Raw genomic sequence first — 16147 nt, forward strand, 5'->3', positions numbered from 1 at the left:
AGTTGCCGCCCACCCCCCTCTGTCCTGCCGGACATCTCCCCCGCAAGGGGGGAGATTGGCAGCATCGAGTACCGCGCCTCTTTCTTTACCCTTGAAAGTTGGCGAAAGCCCCGGCGACATCCAATCTCCCCCCTTGCGGGGGAGATGGCCGGCAGGCCAGAGGGGGGTGTGAAGGATCGCGTCAGGCTGACATATGTCGCCTGCTCCCCCACCCTCACACTCCTCCCCACCCCTGCCTTCGCCCACGCCTCCGACCGCGGCCACGTCCTCCTCCTCCCGACCGGCTACTACATCGCCGGCGGCGCGCTTGCCGTCGCGGTAAGCTTCCTCGTCCTCGCCCTGCTGCCACCCGCAACCCTCGACCGCTTCTGGCGCCGCCGCCTGCCGCTCTTCCCATTCGCCGACACCCCTCGCACAATCATCAGCCTCATCTCCTTTGCCGGTTTCGCAACGCTCATCGCCGCCGGCCTGTTCGGCAGCCGCGATCCGCTCTCCAATCCGCTGCCCCTGACCATCTGGACGCTGCTCTGGGTCGGCCTTGCCATCGCGCAAGGCCTGTTCGGCGATGTCTGGTCGTGGCCGAATCCATGGTATGGCCCGTGGCGGATCGTAAGCCGCCTGTTCAAGCTTCGTGGCGGTGAGGGACAGAAATTGCGTTTGCCTTCATGGCTCGGCTGCTGGCCAGCCGTTATCCTGTTCTTCGCCTTTGCCTGGTTCGAGCTGATCGACCCGGCGCCCGACGACCCGGCGCGGCTGGCCTATGCCGCCGGCCTCTACTGGTTGCTTACCTTCATCGCCATGCTCGCCTTCGGCTACCGCGATTGGAGCCGGCGCGGCGAATTCCTGACGGTGTTCTTCGCCATGGTGGCGCGCTTCGCCATCGTCGAGCGCAATGAACACGGGCGGCTCGCTCTCTGCTGGCCGGGCTCAAAACTGCTCGGCGCGGCACCCCTGCCGGCAAGCGGCATCGCTTTCCTGCTGCTCAGCCTGTCATCGGTGTCCTTCGACGGCCTGTCGAAAACCTTCTTCTGGCTCGGCCTGTCCGGCATCAACCCGCTGGAATATCCCGGCCGCACCGCGCTCATCGGCATTAGCAGCTTCGGCCTCGTGCTGACCTTCGTTCTGCTGGCGGCGGCATTCCTGCTGGCCGTCATCCTCGGCCAGCGCCTCGCCGGCAGCCGACATTCCCTCCGCGAGGCCGCCAGGCTGCTGGTGTGGTCGATCGTGCCGATCGCGCTCGCCTATCATGTCGCGCACTATCTGACGGCGCTGCTGGTCGACGGCCAGTATGCGATCGCCGCTCTGTCCGACCCGTTCGCGCTGGGATGGAACCTGTTCGGCGCCGCCGACATGCAGATCGAGGCCGGCATCGTCGCCGGGGCCCACTCCGCCTGGTGGCTGTGGAACCTGCAGGCCGGCATCATCATCGCCGGCCATATGCTGGCGGTGCTCGTTGCCCATGGACTGGCCTGGCGACTGCACCAGGTGCCATCGCGCGCCGCCCTCAGCCAGTTGCCGCTCACCATGCTGATGATTGCCTACACGATCTTCGGCCTGTGGTTGCTTGCCACGCCGACGGCCGGATGAGACAAGCTGATCAACATGCCTTTGCGGAAAGCCCGCTTGCAAGCTCTGTGCTTTGGTGATTTAGTTTGTACACATGCAATTTCTGCCCCTCCTGCAAGGGAGTGGCCTTGCCTCGTTACAGACAGTCAAAACTCAAAAACAGGGGAACTGCCGTGACTGACAAGAATGGGTTTTTCGATCTCTCCAAATCCACCCTTAGCCGCCGCACCGCGCTGAAAGGTCTCGCCGCCGGCGCCGGGCTGACGCTCGCGCCCGGCTTCGTCCGCTACAGCCAGGCGCAGAGTTCGGCGCCAATCAAGATCGGCTTCCAGTCGCACCGCACCGGCATCGGCGCCGCCTATGGCCGCTGGTACGAAAAGACCAGTGCCGCCGCGGTCAAGGCGATCAACGATGCCGGCGGCATCAACGGCCGGCCGGTCGAACTGGTGATCGAGGATGACGGCACCGATCCCGGCCGTGGCGCCGAAGTGGTCGGCAAGTTCGCCACCCAGCACAAGACCGACATCGTCTTCGGCACGCTGTTCTCGCATGTCGTGATCGGCTCGGCGCCGGCCGCCGGCGAAAACAAGATCCCTTATTTCGTCGTCAGCGAAGGCCACCATGTCGCTTCGACCAAGCTCAACCGCTACGTCTTCCAGCCCGGCATCACCGATGTGAAGAGCCAGATCCAGTCGATGGCGCCATGGATCGCGGCCAATGCCGGCAAGAAGGTGACGCAGATCTTCCCGGATTTCGCCTTCGGCTACGACCATCGCGACTACCTGCCGCCGGCGCTGAAGGCGCAAGGCGCCGAGGTCATCGCCCAGATCGCCATCCCGCCGACAGAGTCGTCTTTTACGAAATACTTCCCGCAGATACCGGCCGAGACCGAAGTCATCTACCACGTGATGGTCGGCCCGGCCGTGCTCACCTTCGTCAAGGAACTCGGCGAGTTCTACGGCTCCAACCGGCCGCAGCTGTTCGGCTTCATCGATTCGCTCGAAGCCACCGACATCAACAGCCCCGGCCTCGAATTCCTGGACGGCAGCCATTTCTGGGAAGGCTCGCCGCGCTATGCCCAGGCCAATGACTCGGCCGCGCAGAAAGCCTACCGCGCCGCCGTTGGCATCGACGAAAATGGCGCTGCCGTCGGCGACCCCAAGGACGTCTCCACCGCCGCCCACATGTTCGGCTGCTGGGAGACGCTCTATGTCGTCAAGAAGGCGATGGAAGACGCCGGCTACAAGGGCCTGGAAGACCGCGCCAAGCTGGTCGAGGCGACCGAGGCGCTGACCGAATTCGCCGAAGGGCCGGAGCATCCGCAGGGGCCGAAGACCTTCAACGGCAAGATCCACCAGTGTTTTGGCATCCAGAACATCTCCAAGGTCGAAGGTGGCAAGCTGAATGTCGTCCACAAGACCAAGATCGAGGACGGGCTTTACGAGGCCGAAGGGGATTATACGACGCAGGCGCTGTGAGGCGCCTTACCCTCCCCCTTGTGGGGAGGGTCGGCACGCAAGCTTCGCACTTTTGCGAAGCTTGCGAGACGGGGTGGGGGTCGCGACGGCCCGTGCCCAACCCCCACCCGACCGCTGCGCGGTCACCCTCCCCACAAGGGGAGGGTAAGGGCGCCCTGAATGCATTTCGGACCCCATCTCCTCCTCGCCGCCCTCGAAGGCCTTGTCACCTCAGCCGTGCTGGCGCTGACGGCGCTTGGGCTGTCGCTGGTGTTCGGCGTCATGCGCGTCGTCAACGTCGCCCATGGCGAGTTCTTCATGCTGGGCGCGGTGCTGGCCTGGGCGATCTCGACGGCGATACCCGGCCATCCCACGCTCGGCTTCCTGGCGGCGCTGGTGATTGCGCCGCTGATTGTCGGCGCCATTGCGCTGGTAGCCGAGCGGCTTGTGCTGCGGCGGCTCAATTACAATCCGGAAGCCACCATCGTCGCCACGATCGGCATGCTCTACATCATCCAGCAGCTGGCGTTGAGCTTCTATGGCCCGGAAGCCCGCCCGGTGGAGCCGCCCTTCAGCTACCGCATCCTTTTGCCCTGGTTCGGCTATTCCGGCTACAAGCTGTCGATCATTGCCGCTTCGGCCCTTCTGCTCATCGCCACCTGGCTGGTGCTGACGCGCACCAAGATCGGCCTCATCATGCGCGCCACCCAATATGACAGCGAGACGGCGCAGGCCTTCGGCATTCCAGTCGCCCGCGTCTATGCCGGCGTCTTCGCGCTCGGCGCCATGCTGGCGGCCATCGCCGCCGTGCTGATCGTGCCGATCAGTCAGGCGCACTACCTGATGGGGCAGGACCCGCTGCTGTTGTCCTTCATCGTCGTCATCATCGGCGGCCTCGGCTCGCTGCGCGGCACCGTCGTTGCCGCCGTGCTGATCGGCCTGTCCGATGGCATCATCTCGGTGTTCTTCTCGCCGACTTTGGCCAAGATCATAGCCACGCTGCTGGTGGCCATGGTGCTGGTGTTCAGGCCGCAAGGCCTGTTCGGGCAGGCGCCGCGATGAGCGAAGCTTCGCCGGCAAAAGCGTATGCATTGCATATCGGCGCCATCGCGCTGCTGTTCGCCCTGAGCTTCGTCCTGCCGGATTATCATCACGGCCTGCTCGCCCGCATCATGGTGCTGGCGGTGTTCGCCATGGGCTACAACATGCTGTTCGGCTATGTCGGCCTGCTCAGCCTCGGCCACGCCATGTTCTTCGCCGCCGGGCTCTATGGCGCTGGTCTCGCCGTCATCCATCTCGGCTGGAGCGTGCCTTTGGCTTTCCTCGCCGGTATCGCCTGCGGCGCGCTGCTGGCACTTGTGATCGGCCTGCTGGCGCTGCGCACCACCGGCGTCGCCTTCATGATCGTCACCATGATGTTCGCGCAGGTGTTTTACCTCACCATCCTCTATTTCGCCGCCTGGACCGGCGGCGACCAGGGTCTGGTGGTGCCGCAGCCGGCGCGGGTTCTGGCCTTCGGCTCGACATCGCTCGACCTCACCAACCCGACCGTGCGCTACATGAGCGCGCTGGCGCTGTTCTCGGTCGTGCTGCTGATCACCCTCGCCATCGTCCGCTCCCGCTATGGCCGCGTGCTGGTCGCGGTGCGCGAGAACGAGGAGCGCACGAAAATGCTGGGCTACGACACCTTCTCCAACAAGCTGATCGCCGTCGTCGTCTCCGGCACCATCTGCGCCGCCTCGGGTGCGGCCTATGCGCTGCTGTTCGGCTATGTCGGCTCGAGCTTTGCCTCGGTGCAGTATTCCATCCTGCCGCTGCTCTGGGTGCTGCTCGGCGGCGCCGCCACGACGCTGGGCGCGCTGCTCGGCACGGTGTTCATGTACTATGTCATCGACACCGCCAGCGGCTACACCTCCGCCTATCTCCTGATCGTCGGTATTGCGCTCATCCTGCTGGTGCTGTTTTTCCCCAAAGGCATTCTGGGCACCATCCGCCAGCGCTGGCTCGGGTGGCTGCCATGATGCCGTTGCTGACCACCAAAGGCCTGGCGCGCAGTTTCGGCGGCCTGCGCGCCGTCGACGGTGTCGATTTTCAGCTGATGCCGGGCGAGATCCGCGCCGTCATCGGTCCCAATGGCGCTGGCAAAACCACCTTCGTCAGCCTGGTCAGCGGCCGCATTCAGCCATCGTCCGGCATGATCGTCTTCGACGGCGCCGACATCACCAGCCAGCCGGCCTATCTCAGGGTGCGCCGGGGCATCGCCTACACCTTCCAGATCACCAGCGTCTTCGCCAACCTCTCTGCCTACGATAATGTCGCGCTGCCGGTGCAGCGCACGCTGACCGATGCCCGCTCGAAAGGTGCGGTGCGCACCGGCGTCATGGCCGCGCTGGAACGCACCGGACTGGCCGGCCGCGCCCATATGCCGGCCGGCCAGCTTTCCTACGGCCATCAGCGCCTGCTGGAAGTGGCAATGGGCCTGGCGCTGAAGCCGCGGCTTTTGATCCTCGACGAGCCGACGCAAGGGCTGGCCGACAGCGAGATCGACAATTTCATCGAACTGGTGCGCGAGATCGCCAAGAGCGCCACCGTGCTTTTGATCGAGCACAACATGCCTGTCGTCATGCAGCTGGCCGACCGCATCACGGTCTTCAACGCCGGCAGGATCCTGGCCGAAGGCACGCCCGAACAGGTTCGCGCCAACACACAGGTGCAGGAAGCCTATCTGGGGACGGCGCCATGAGCGAAGCCCCCAAGACTGAAGCCCACGAGACTGAAGCGCTGACTATCTCCAGGCTCGACTGCTTCTATGGCGAGGTTCAGGTGCTCTATGGGCTCGACCTAGTGCTCAACAAGGGCGAGGTGCTGTGCCTGTTCGGTCGCAACGGCGCCGGCAAGACGACGACGCTGAAAGCGATCATGGGGCTGGTTCGGTCGAGCGCCGGTTCGATCCGGCTCGCCGGCAAGGAGTTGACCGGCCTGGCGGCGCATGAGGTGCCCAAGGCCGGCGTCGCCTATGTGCCCCAGGGCAGGCGGCTGTTCGCCGAGATGACGGTGGCGGAAAACATCGAGATCGGCCTGATGGCGCGCGGCAAGGGAAGAGCGACGCGCGAGAGCGTGCTCGACCTCTTCCCGCTGCTGCGCCAGCGGCTGCGGCAGCGCTCCGGCACTTTGTCCGGTGGCGAACAGCAGATGCTGGCCATGGCCCGCGCGCTTTGTCTGGAGCCGCAGGTGCTGTTGCTAGACGAGCCGACCGAAGGGCTGATGCCGTCGATGATCGCCAAGATCCGCGAGACGGTGGTGAAGCTGCGTGAGCTAGGTGTCTCCACCATTCTGGTCGAACAGCGCGTCGACGCCGTGCTGTCGGTCGCCGACCGCGTCTGCTTCATCGAAAACGGCCGCAACCGCGAGACCGTCGATGTCGAGCAATTGCGCGCCGACCCATCGGCAGTCAGGCGCTATGTCGGCGTCGGCTGATCAGCCGAAAAACAGGAACCCGGCGATCAAAAAGATCGGGATCAGCACCAGCCCTGACCATGCCATGTAGCCGAAGAAGCCCGGCATCTTCACACCGCGGTGTCGGGCGATGGCGTAGACCATGAAGTTGGGTGCATTGCCGATATAGGTGTTGGCCCCCATGAACACCGCGCCGGCCGAGATCGCGGCCAGCGTCGAGGCCGCCTCCGTCATCAGGTGCCGCGCGTCGCCGCCTGCGAGTTCGAAGAACACCAGATAGGTCGGCGCATTGTCGAGGAAGGACGACAGCCCGCCGGTCAGCCAGAAATAGGCGAGATCATTGGGCTGGCCGGTGGGTGACGTCACCAGCGCCACCAGCGGCGCCAGCGCGCCGTCATGGCCGGCGCGAAGGATGGCAATGACCGGCACGATGCAGATGAAGATGCCGGCAAACAGTTTTGCCACCTCCGCGATCGGGCCCCAGGTGAAGCCGTTGGCCTCGCGATGGCTCTTGAGGGAAACGACAAGCGACAGCCCGGCGAGCGCCAGGATGATGGCATCGCGCACCAGGTTCTGCAGTTCGAGGCCGACGCCGAGGATGGAGAAAGTCACGCCCGGCTTCCAGGCAGCTGAAAGCAGGATCGCGGCAATGACGCCGGCCAGCAACGGCAGATTGGCCAGGCCGCGAAGGCGCACCTTCGTATCCGGCGTCGGATCCTTGATCTTCGGCGCGCCGCCTTCACGGCGATGCAGCATGATGTCGATGGCCAGGAAGACAAGCAGCACCAGGCCGCCGGTAAACAGCGTCTCGCGCCAGAGGTTCGCCGACGTCCAGAAGAAGTCGACGCCGCGCAGGAAGCCGACGAACAATGGCGGGTCGCCCAAGGGCGTCAACGAGCCGCCGATGTTAGACACCAGGAAGATGAAGAAGATGACGACATGGGCGTTGAACTGCCGGTTGTCGTTGGCGCGCAGCATCGGCCGGATCAGGATCATCGAGGCGCCGGTGGTGCCGATCACCGAGGCCAGCATCGCCCCGACGAGCAGCAGCCCGGCATTGACCAGCGGCGTGCCATGGATGTTGCCGGCGACAAGGATGCCGCCCGAAATGGTGTAGAGCGCGAACAGCAGGATAATGAACGACATGTATTCGGTGAGCAGCGTGTGCAGCACGGCTTCACCGGCTACCGGAACGCCGAATGCAACCATCAGCGGGATGACCGCCAGCGCTCCCCAGCCGGCGGCGATCTTGCCGTAATGATGCTCCCAGACATGGTGGAACAGCAGCGGTCCGGTGGCGATCGAGAGCAGCAGGCCGGCGAAAGGCAGCGCCCACCACAGCGACATGGCAGCATCGGGCAGGCCGCGGGCCTCGGCCGCGAAGGCCATTTGCGGAGACACAGCGGAAGCGAGTACACCTGCCGCGAAAGCCTTCCCCAACTGTGTGCAGCCCCCTCGCTGCGTCACGATCCAGTCACTCCGAGATCGGGTCTTCGAGCTTCACCCCGGCATCGCGCATCCGCTTCAGCATCGCCTCGACCGAACCGTTTAGATCGATGCCGCGGCACGCGTCGAGCCGCACCGTCGTCTTGAAGCCTTGCTTGACCGCGTCGAGGGCCGAAAAGGCAACGCAGAAGTCGGTCGCCAGGCCAACCAGGGTCACACTGTCGATGCTGCGCTCCTTGAGGTAGCCGGCGAGCCCCGTCGGCGTCTTGTGGTCGTTCTCGAAGAAGGCGGAGTAGCTGTCGATATCAGGGCGAAATCCCTTGCGGATCACCAGCTCGGCCTTGGTCCAGGCGAGCCCCGAGTGAAAATCCGAGCCGAGGCTGCCCTGGATGCAATGGTCCGGCCACAGCGTCTGCGGCCCATAGGGCATCTCGATCGCGCTAAAGGGCTGCGCCCCCGGATGGCTGGAGGCAAAGCTCGAATGTCCGGCCGGGTGCCAGTCCTGCGTCAGCACGACATGCTCGGCATGCCGAATCAGATCGTTGACCAGCGGCACGATTTCGTCGCCGCCGGCAACCGCCAGTGCGCCGCCGGGGCAGAAGTCGTTTTGCAGGTCGATGACAACAAGCGCTTCGTCGGCCATGGCGCCTCTCCTCTTCTACGTCTCGAACGGGGGATCGAGTGAAATACGCCGCTGATGCGACCGGATGCTGAAACTTGACCGGATGGCCGCCTGCGTCAACCTCTGCAAGCGTAAGAAATGCTTGGCGGCCGGGTTCCCTTAAACTCCGGCTTTGACAATTTCCGCCAGCTTGATATCATTTGCATACGAATGAATTTGGCCTGATCAGACATTGGCGGGGTTCGGGAAGACCCCACCTTTTGAAGGTCCCAATGGGAAGGCCTATTTTTTTGGAAGGCAAAGCGTGATCCGTTACGCGAAACCCGCCACGCTCGACGAGGCGCTCGCTCTGCTGGGCGAGGGCGCCTGGCGCGTGCTTGCCGGCGGCACCGATTTCTATCCGGCGCAGGGCGCCAAACCGTTCCGCGACAATGTTCTCGATATTAACGGCCTGGCCTCGCTGCGCGGCATTGCCGAGACCGAAACCCATTGGGTTTTGGGCGCCCGCACCACCTGGACCGACCTTGTCCGCCATCCATTGCCGGCGGCTTTCGATGCGCTGAAGCAGGCCGCGCGCGAAGTGGGCTCGCTGCAGATCCAGAATGTCGCCTCGATCGCCGGCAATCTCTGCAATGCTTCGCCTGCCGCCGATGGCGTGCCTAGCCTGCTGGTGCTGGACGCCGAGGTCGAGCTGCGCTCTGCAGCCGCGACGCGTCATCTGCCGCTGCAGGAGTTCATTCTCGGCAACCGCCGCACCGCGCTGCTACCGGGCGAGCTGGTTGCCGCCATCCGGGTGCCGAAGCCCAGGGCCACCGGCACGTCGGCCTTCGTCAAGCTCGGTGCGCGGCGCTACCTCGTCATCTCCATCGCCATGGTGGCGGCGCGCCTCGTTGCCGAGAATGGCATGGTCATGGAAGCCGCTGTCGCGGTCGGGTCCTGCTCGGCCGTCGCCAGGCGGCTCGCCGCTGTCGAAGCGGTGCTGGTGGGCAAGCCTATCGGCCCGGCACTCGCCGATGCGCTCCTGTCCGCGCCGATGGCCGAGCTCTCGCCGATTGCCGACGTGCGCGGCAGCGCCGAATACCGGCTCGACGCAGCGCGCGAGCTTGTCGCCCGCGCCGTGCTGAGGGCTTGCGGGCTGACGAACGACAACAGCATGGTGGCGGCATGAGCCACTCCGAGATGATTGAAGCCCTGCCCGACCTCGTGCCGGGCCTCGGCATCGAGCGCGCCGAGATCGCCTTCGCCGTCAATGGCGCCGCCGTCTCGGTCAATGTGCCGCCGCTGCGCCGGCTGTCGCAGGTTTTGCGCGACGAATTGCAGCTGACCGGCACCAAGGTTGGTTGCGATGCCGGCGATTGCGGCGCCTGCACGGTGCTGGTCGACGGCGACGCCGTCTGCGCCTGCCTGATGCCGGCGGCCTCCGCAGCCGGGACGTCCGTAACGACCGTCGAAGGCCTCGCCGATGGCCGGCTCTCGGCGCTGCAGGCGTCCTTCCTGGCGCATGGCGCCGCGCAATGCGGCATCTGCACGCCGGCGCTGCTGGTCGCGGCAACGGCGCTGCTGGATGGCACGCCGAATCCGACCGAGACCGAGGTGCAGGATGCGCTGGGCGGCATCCTCTGCCGTTGCACCGGCTACAGAAAGATCATCGCGGCAGTGATGGATGCGGGACGGTTCGAGACGTCGACCGACGGCGCTGCCCCTCATCCGCCTGCCGGCACCCTCACCCCGTATAGTGACGGGGAGAAGGGAAGTGCTCCAGCGCCAACGCTCCCCGCTCCCCGTTCTTCACGGGGAGAGGGTAAGGGTGAGGGGCAGCGCCAACGTCATTCGTTGGAATTCAACTTTGAACGTAGAATGCCAACCACAGGGAATGCTGTAGGCGCCTCCCCGGTCCGGCTCGACGGCGTGCCAAAAGTCACCGGCGCTGAAAAATTCGGCGGCGATGCCTTTCCCGCCGATGCGCTGGCCGTGCTGGTGGTCCGCTCGCCGCATTATCATGCCGGCTTCGCCTTCGGCGACCTGGAGGGCTGGGTGAAGTCGCATCCCGGCATCGCCGGCGTCTTCACCGCCGCCGACATCCCGGGAAAAAACTGTTTCGGCGTCATCGGGCCGTTTGCCGACCAGCCGGCGCTGGCCGAAGGCTTTGCGCGGCTGCGCGGCGAGGCAGTGGCGCTGGTCGCCGGCGAGCGCGAGGCCATGCTCGATCTCGACCTCCAGGATTTCCCGGTCCGCTGGACCGAGCTGCCGCATTTTCTGCAGCCCGGCGACGCGCAGGCAGAAGGGGCGGCGCTCATCCACGCGAACCGCCCGGCCAATTTGTTGACCAAGGGCTTTGTCGAGCGCGGCGACCCCGAGGCGTCGCTTGGCGAGGCTGCCTTCACAGTGTCCGGTGCCATCGACACCTCCTATGTCGAGCACGCCTACATCGAGCCGGAAGCCGGCCATGCCTACATGGACGGCGACACGCTGGTCGTCGTCGCCTGCACCCAGGCCCCCTACATGGACCGCGACGAAACGGCGAAGGTGCTCGGTCTTGCCGTCGACAAGGTGCGCATCGTGCCGACCGCGACCGGCGGCGGCTTCGGCTCGAAACTGGACGTTTCACTGCAGCCGCTCATCGGCCTTGTGGCGCTGAAGACCGGCCGGCCGGCAGCACTGGCCTACACCCGCAACGAATCCATGATGTCGACCACCAAGCGACATCCCGCCGAGATGAAGGCGACCATCGGCGTAGATGCCGAGGGCCATGTCACCGGCATGGTCTTCACAGGCGATTTCAACACCGGCGCCTATGCCAGCTGGGGCCCGACCGTCGCCAACCGCGTGCCGGTGCATGCCTCCGGTCCCTATGCGACGCCGAACTACCGCGCCGAAGGCCGCGCCATCCACACCCACGGGCCGATTTCCGGCGCCTTCCGTGGCTTCGGCGTGCCGCAGGCGACGATCATGCAGGAGACGCTCTATGATGAGCTCGCCGGCAAGCTTGGCATGGACCGGCTCGATTTTCGGCTGAAGAACTGCCTTCGGAACGGATCCGAAACGGTTACCGGACAGCGACTGGAGTCGGGCGTCGGCATATTCGAGTGCCTCGACTCCTTGCGGCCGCATTGGGCTCGCGCGACGGCCGACGCAGATACATTCAACAATGCCAATACGAGCAAAAAGCGCGGCGTCGGCATCGCGTCCTGCTGGTATGGCTGCGGCAACACCTCGCTGCCCAATCCGTCGACCATAAGGGTCGGTATCTCGCCAGAGGGGGAGGTCATCCTGCATCAGGGCGCCGTCGATATCGGCCAGGGCTCCAACACCGTCATTGCCCAGATCTGCGCCGACGCACTCGGCCTGCCGCTTGAAAAATTCAAGCTGAAGAGCGCCGACACTGCGATCAGCCCCGACGCCGGCAAAACATCGGCCTCGCGCCAGACTTTTGTCACCGGCAAGGCGGCCGAAAAAGCCGGCCGCGCCTTGCGCGAAAAGATCCTGCGCTTTGCCAATGTCTCGGAGAACGCGGCCCTGCAATTGGACGGCCCGGCGATCGTCATTCGTGAGGGCGAAGCCACTCGGCGTATCGATCTCGCCGCGCTCGATGTCGATGCGGACGGCTACGTCTTCCGCGCCGAGGAAACCTACGACCCGCCGACGCTGCCGCTCGACGCCAAGGGCCAAGGCAAGCCTTACGCCGTCTATGGCTATGGCGCGCAGATCGCCGAACTGGAGGTCGACCTCAAGCTCGGCACGGTGAAGCTCGTGAAAATCACCGCCGCGCACGATGTCGGCAAGGCGATCAATCCGCTGCTGGTCGAAGGCCAGATCGAGGGCGGCATCGCGCAAGGCATCGGCATGGCGCTGATGGAGGAATACATCCCCGGCCGCACCGAGAATCTGCACGACTATCTCATTCCGACCATCGGCGACGTGCCTGAGATCGAGCACATTCTGATCGAGGTTCCCGATCCCGAGGGGCCGTTCGGCGCCAAGGGCCTGGGCGAGCATGTGCTGATCCCGACCGCACCCGCCATCCTCAACGCCATCCGCCACGCAACCGGCCTTCTCATCACCAAGGTTCCGGCGACGCCGACGCGCATCCGCGCCGCCATCCGCGAAAAAGATGGCATCGACGACAAGGAGGCACGCCGATGAGCGAGCTTGCCGAACGCTTCGAAACCCACGATCCCGGCGAAAAGCTGGTGGCGGAAAAGATCCGCTGCGATGCCTGTCCGGTCATGTGCTACATCGCCGATGGCCGCACCGGCGCCTGCGACCGCTACGGCAATGTCGGTGGCCGCATCGTGCGTATGGACCCGCTGACCATCCTCGACCATGCGGCAGAGAGCGGCGCCGCGGTCGTGCCTTTCACTGCCGAGGGCGAGCAATGGGACGGCGAACTGGTCAACACCGGCCGCCGCTTCGTCACTGCAATCGGCGCCGGCACCACCTATCCCGACTACAAGCCGGCTCCCTTCATCGTCAGCCAGGAGGTCGAGGGGGTCGATCTGGTGACCGTGGTCACCGAAGGCATTTTTTCGTACTGCGGCGTCAAGGTGAAGATCGATACCGACCGCCATCTCGGTCCCGAAACGGCAATCGTGCGCGCGCAAGGCGAGCCGATCGGCCACGTCACGACAGGCGAATACGGCTCGCAGATGCTGTCGCTCGGCGGAGTGCATCATTTGACCGGTGGCTCTAAGGCCGAAGGCCGGGCAACCTGCGACGCGATGCTCAGTCTGTGCAATCGCAAGCCGGTCGAACTGACCATCGATGGCGGCGCCACCATCATCGTCGAAGCCGGCAAACCACCTGTCATCGACGGCAAGCAGGAACACCGTATGCGGGTCGGCTGCGGGTCGGCCACCATCGGCATGTTCGCCACGCAATGGCGCGGCCTTGTCGACGAGGTGGTGGTGGTCGACGACCATATCACCGGCGTCGTCTCCGAGCATCAGGCCGGCAAGGTGCTGGGCTGGCAGGATACCGGCATCAAGATCATCGGCCGCCGTTCGACGCCGGGCCGCTATTTCAAGGTTTCCGAGCCCGGCCTCGGCTGGGGCGGCACCTCGATTTCCGACCCGCTGTCGATCCTCGGCGAATGGAACGCCAAGAAGGGCGCCCGCCCCGGCCTGTCGCTGCTGATGGTGTCGACCACCGGCGAGCAGTTCGCCTATTACGAGCTCGACGACGAGTTGAAGCCGGTGGAAAAACCGTTCCCCGAGCGGCTGCAGAAATCGGTCGGCCTGATCGAGGACAATTGCGAGCCGGCGCTCTGCACCGTGCTGTTCATCGGCGGCGCCGGCGGTTCGCTGCGCGCCGGCGTCACCGAAAACCCGGTCAATCTCACCCGCTCGGTGCAGGGCTTGAATACCTATGTTACCGTTGGCGGCGCGCCGGTCTATGTCTGGCCGGGCGGCGGCATCACGCTGATGGTCGACGTCATGCGCGTGCCGGAAGGCGCCTTCGGCTATGTGCCGACGCCGGCGCTGGTGGCGCCGATCGAATTCACGCTACGCCGCGACGACTATGTCCGGCTGGGCGGCTACGAGGCCGAGATACGCAGCGTCGAGGATATCGTTGCCAAAGGCGGCGAATATCTCAACCCGCGCCGCGGCTCAGGCGCCGAGGCCCACAATCCATGGCCGCCGCTGGCGCAGTTGCGCCGCGTCGGCTCGAACGGGGCCTCTTGATGCAAGGCCCGCAAGTCCACTGGCTGCAGGACGGCAAGCGGCTGCACCTCAACCACGGGCCGATCGACCTGATCGTCGAGGCCTTTGGTGAGGCGGCTGAGTGTCGTGCCGCCTACGATCAGGCGATCGAGCGCTTCCAGACGATCCTGATCGAGTTGGTCGAGGAGCTTCCCGAATTGCGGCTGCCGGCATTTTTCCTGGCGCCGCGCACTTTCGCCGGCCCGACCGCGCGGCGCATGGAAGCAGCCGTCATGCCGTTGGCGGAATGCTTCATCACGCCGATGGCCGCCGTCGCGGGATCGGTAGCCGACGAAATGCTCTCGGCATTGCTTGCCGGTCGCAAGCTCGACCGGGCCTATGTCAACAATGGCGGCGACAGCGCCCTCCATATCGGCAAGGGCCAGTCGATGAACCTGGCGATCGCCGGCACCGGCAACGGCATGGCCGACCGCCTCACCATTCGCTCGGCGGACGGCGTGCGCGGCGTCGCCACCAGCGGCTGGCGCGGCCGTTCGTTCTCGCTTGGCATTGCCGACGCCGTCACCGTGCTGGCCCGCACCGGCGCCGAGGCCGATGCGGCCGCGACACTCATTGCAAACGCCGTCGACCTGCCCGGCAATCCCGCCATCAAGCGCATTCCCGCGCAGGACTTGGCGCCCGACAGCGATCTCGGCGCGCGGCTGGTGACACAAGCCGTCGGCATGCTCGCGCGTGGCGATGTGGAGCGGGCGCTGGACAATGGCCTTGCCGTCGCCGAAGATTTTCGCCGGCGCGGCCTGATTGCCGCATCGGCGCTGTTTCTAGGTGGGGAAGCCCGCATCAGTGGTTCCATGGCGCTTGCCGCGCCCAACAAAAGTCCAGGGAAGGAAGTTGCCCATGCCTGAGTTTCCGATCCGCAAGATCGCGGTTCTTACCGAAGAGATCTTTCACGATGGCGGGCCGGTCGCTGCTCTGCCGCGCCGCCGCGCTGCAGCCGTGGCCCTGGTGAAGAACCCGTTCGCCGGCCGCTACGTCGAAGAACTGCAGAGCGCCATGGACGATCTGAAGCCGCTCGGCCTGCTGCTCACCGACAAGCTCATTGCCGCATTGGGCGGCGACATCAAGCAGATCGACGCCTACGGCAAGGGCACCATCGTCGGTTCGTCAGGGGAGCTGGAGCACGGCGCGCTCTGGCATGTGCCGGGCGGTTATGCCATGCGCGAGCGGCTGGGCGACGCCAAGGCGATCGTGCCGTCGGCAACCAAGGTCGGGGCGTTCGGCTCGCGGCTCGACGTGCCGCTCGGCCACACCAACGCTGCCTATGTCCGCAGCCATTTCGACGCCATGGAGGTCGGCCTCAGCGACGGGCCGCGTGCCGACGAAATCCTGTTTTGCCTCGCTATGAGCTGCGGCCCGCGCGTGCACGACCGCATGGGCGGCCTGGCTGCAGGCGACATCAAGGCCTGGGATGGCCTGCGATGAGCGGCGGTGACAATCTTCTCAAGCTGGTCGAGGCCGAAGAGCCCGACGAACATGATTACCGCCTGCAGGAGCAGGTCGGCTTCATCCTGCGCAAGGCGCATCAGCGCCATGTCTCGATCTTTGCCGCCCAGATAAGCGACCTGACGCCGCCGCAATTTGCTGCACTTGCCAAGCTGCACGATGTCGGCGAGACCTCGCAGAACCAGTTGGGCACGCTGATCGCCATGGACGCGGCGACGGTCAAGGGCGTCATCGACCGGCTGAAGGCGCGAGGCCTGGTAGACCTGACCAAGCACGAGGTCGACAAGAGGCGGCTGCTGGTCAACCTCACGCCAGAGGGACGCGAGGCGATCGAACGGCTGATCCCGTTGGCCCGCGCCATCACCCACGAGACACTGGCGCCGCTGACGGCCAAGGAAGCGGCCACGTTTATGCGGCTGCTAGCGAAGTTAGCCTGA

Annotated in this window: 14 protein-coding genes; 12 read left to right on the top strand and 2 right to left on the bottom strand. The window is 65.3% G+C overall.

All coding sequences use genetic code 11. The annotated features are described in order from the left end of the window. Positions 1-144: 144 nt before the first annotated feature. The 6 genes from AC3EMP_RS05675 (at position 145) to AC3EMP_RS05700 (ending at position 6500) form a co-directional block, all read left to right on the top strand. Positions 145-1587, top strand: coding sequence for a hypothetical protein (locus tag AC3EMP_RS05675; RefSeq protein ID WP_023700438.1), 1443 nt, complete (start codon positions 145-147; stop codon positions 1585-1587). 152 nt (positions 1588-1739) lie between these two features. Continuing rightward, entirely contained in the window at positions 1740-3044 is a 1305-nt protein-coding gene (locus tag AC3EMP_RS05680) for an ABC transporter substrate-binding protein (protein WP_023683566.1), read from the top strand. A 159-nt stretch (positions 3045-3203) separates the two neighbouring features. Next, positions 3204-4085 carry a branched-chain amino acid ABC transporter permease gene (locus AC3EMP_RS05685; protein ID WP_023683565.1) on the top strand — a complete coding sequence of 294 codons (882 nt, stop codon included), beginning with the start codon at positions 3204-3206 and terminating at the stop codon, positions 4083-4085. Beyond that, positions 4082-5044, top strand: a complete 963-nt coding sequence (locus tag AC3EMP_RS05690; RefSeq protein WP_023683564.1) for a branched-chain amino acid ABC transporter permease — start codon at positions 4082-4084, stop codon at positions 5042-5044. Before AC3EMP_RS05685 ends, AC3EMP_RS05690 begins: the two co-directional genes overlap by 4 nt. Then, positions 5041-5766: an ABC transporter ATP-binding protein gene (locus tag AC3EMP_RS05695; protein ID WP_023683563.1), complete on the top strand. Its 726-nt coding sequence runs from the start codon at positions 5041-5043 to the stop codon at positions 5764-5766. The genes AC3EMP_RS05690 and AC3EMP_RS05695 overlap by 4 nt, the downstream gene beginning before the upstream one ends. Then, positions 5763-6500, top strand: a complete 738-nt coding sequence (locus AC3EMP_RS05700) for an ABC transporter ATP-binding protein (protein ID WP_023683562.1) — start codon at positions 5763-5765, stop codon at positions 6498-6500. Before AC3EMP_RS05695 ends, AC3EMP_RS05700 begins: the two co-directional genes overlap by 4 nt. On the opposite strand, the gene AC3EMP_RS05705 is transcribed toward AC3EMP_RS05700, so the two are convergent. Beyond that, on the bottom strand, positions 6501-7868 hold the full coding sequence (locus tag AC3EMP_RS05705; protein WP_050586861.1) for a sodium:proton antiporter: 1368 nt from the start codon (positions 7866-7868) through the stop codon (positions 6501-6503). An 85-nt stretch (positions 7869-7953) separates the two neighbouring features. Further along, complete coding sequence (gene pncA, locus AC3EMP_RS05710; RefSeq protein ID WP_023683560.1) at positions 7954-8568, bottom strand: bifunctional nicotinamidase/pyrazinamidase; 615 nt, start codon at positions 8566-8568, stop codon at positions 7954-7956. Between the two features lie 283 nt (positions 8569-8851). Between pncA and AC3EMP_RS05715 the strand changes: the two genes are divergently transcribed. Genes AC3EMP_RS05715 through AC3EMP_RS05740 form a run of 6 tightly spaced genes read left to right on the top strand, consistent with a single transcriptional unit; the run spans position 8852 to position 16147 of the window. Then, positions 8852-9715 (top strand): FAD binding domain-containing protein, encoded by an 864-nt coding sequence (locus AC3EMP_RS05715; RefSeq protein WP_352535874.1) that lies wholly within the window; start codon positions 8852-8854, stop codon positions 9713-9715. An 11-nt stretch (positions 9716-9726) separates the two neighbouring features. Continuing rightward, on the top strand, positions 9727-12690 hold the full coding sequence (locus AC3EMP_RS05720; RefSeq protein WP_488494724.1) for a molybdopterin-dependent oxidoreductase: 2964 nt from the start codon (positions 9727-9729) through the stop codon (positions 12688-12690). Next, positions 12687-14228 (top strand): hypothetical protein, encoded by a 1542-nt coding sequence (locus AC3EMP_RS05725; protein WP_023739686.1) that lies wholly within the window; start codon positions 12687-12689, stop codon positions 14226-14228. Before AC3EMP_RS05720 ends, AC3EMP_RS05725 begins: the two co-directional genes overlap by 4 nt. Continuing rightward, positions 14228-15112: a UPF0280 family protein gene (locus tag AC3EMP_RS05730; protein ID WP_352595042.1), complete on the top strand. Its 885-nt coding sequence runs from the start codon at positions 14228-14230 to the stop codon at positions 15110-15112. The genes AC3EMP_RS05725 and AC3EMP_RS05730 overlap by 1 nt, the downstream gene beginning before the upstream one ends. After that, positions 15105-15689, top strand: coding sequence for an amino acid synthesis family protein (locus tag AC3EMP_RS05735; protein WP_023703687.1), 585 nt, complete (start codon positions 15105-15107; stop codon positions 15687-15689). The genes AC3EMP_RS05730 and AC3EMP_RS05735 overlap by 8 nt, the downstream gene beginning before the upstream one ends. Continuing rightward, positions 15686-16147, top strand: a complete 462-nt coding sequence (locus AC3EMP_RS05740; RefSeq protein ID WP_352595039.1) for a MarR family winged helix-turn-helix transcriptional regulator — start codon at positions 15686-15688, stop codon at positions 16145-16147. Before AC3EMP_RS05735 ends, AC3EMP_RS05740 begins: the two co-directional genes overlap by 4 nt.

Source organism: Mesorhizobium sp. P160219 (assembly GCF_057786095.1).

What these genes read in the sequence shown, in the direction of transcription:
- AC3EMP_RS05690 (WP_023683564.1), top strand. Translation starts at nt 4,082, where the DNA reads ATGAGCGAAGCTTCGCCGGCAAAAGCGTATGCATTGCATATCGGCGCC.
- AC3EMP_RS05725 (WP_023739686.1), top strand. Translation starts at nt 12,687, where the DNA reads ATGAGCGAGCTTGCCGAACGCTTCGAAACCCACGATCCCGGCGAAAAG.
- AC3EMP_RS05735 (WP_023703687.1), top strand. Translation starts at nt 15,105, where the DNA reads ATGCCTGAGTTTCCGATCCGCAAGATCGCGGTTCTTACCGAAGAGATC.
- AC3EMP_RS05705 (WP_050586861.1), bottom strand. Translation starts at nt 7,868, where the DNA reads ATGGCCTTCGCGGCCGAGGCCCGCGGCCTGCCCGATGCTGCCATGTCG.
- AC3EMP_RS05730 (WP_352595042.1), top strand. Translation starts at nt 14,228, where the DNA reads ATGCAAGGCCCGCAAGTCCACTGGCTGCAGGACGGCAAGCGGCTGCAC.
- pncA (WP_023683560.1), bottom strand. Translation starts at nt 8,568, where the DNA reads ATGGCCGACGAAGCGCTTGTTGTCATCGACCTGCAAAACGACTTCTGC.
- AC3EMP_RS05720 (WP_488494724.1), top strand. Translation starts at nt 9,727, where the DNA reads ATGATTGAAGCCCTGCCCGACCTCGTGCCGGGCCTCGGCATCGAGCGC.
- AC3EMP_RS05685 (WP_023683565.1), top strand. Translation starts at nt 3,204, where the DNA reads ATGCATTTCGGACCCCATCTCCTCCTCGCCGCCCTCGAAGGCCTTGTC.
- AC3EMP_RS05700 (WP_023683562.1), top strand. Translation starts at nt 5,763, where the DNA reads ATGAGCGAAGCCCCCAAGACTGAAGCCCACGAGACTGAAGCGCTGACT.
- AC3EMP_RS05675 (WP_023700438.1), top strand. Translation starts at nt 145, where the DNA reads ATGGCCGGCAGGCCAGAGGGGGGTGTGAAGGATCGCGTCAGGCTGACA.
- AC3EMP_RS05740 (WP_352595039.1), top strand. Translation starts at nt 15,686, where the DNA reads ATGAGCGGCGGTGACAATCTTCTCAAGCTGGTCGAGGCCGAAGAGCCC.
- AC3EMP_RS05695 (WP_023683563.1), top strand. Translation starts at nt 5,041, where the DNA reads ATGATGCCGTTGCTGACCACCAAAGGCCTGGCGCGCAGTTTCGGCGGC.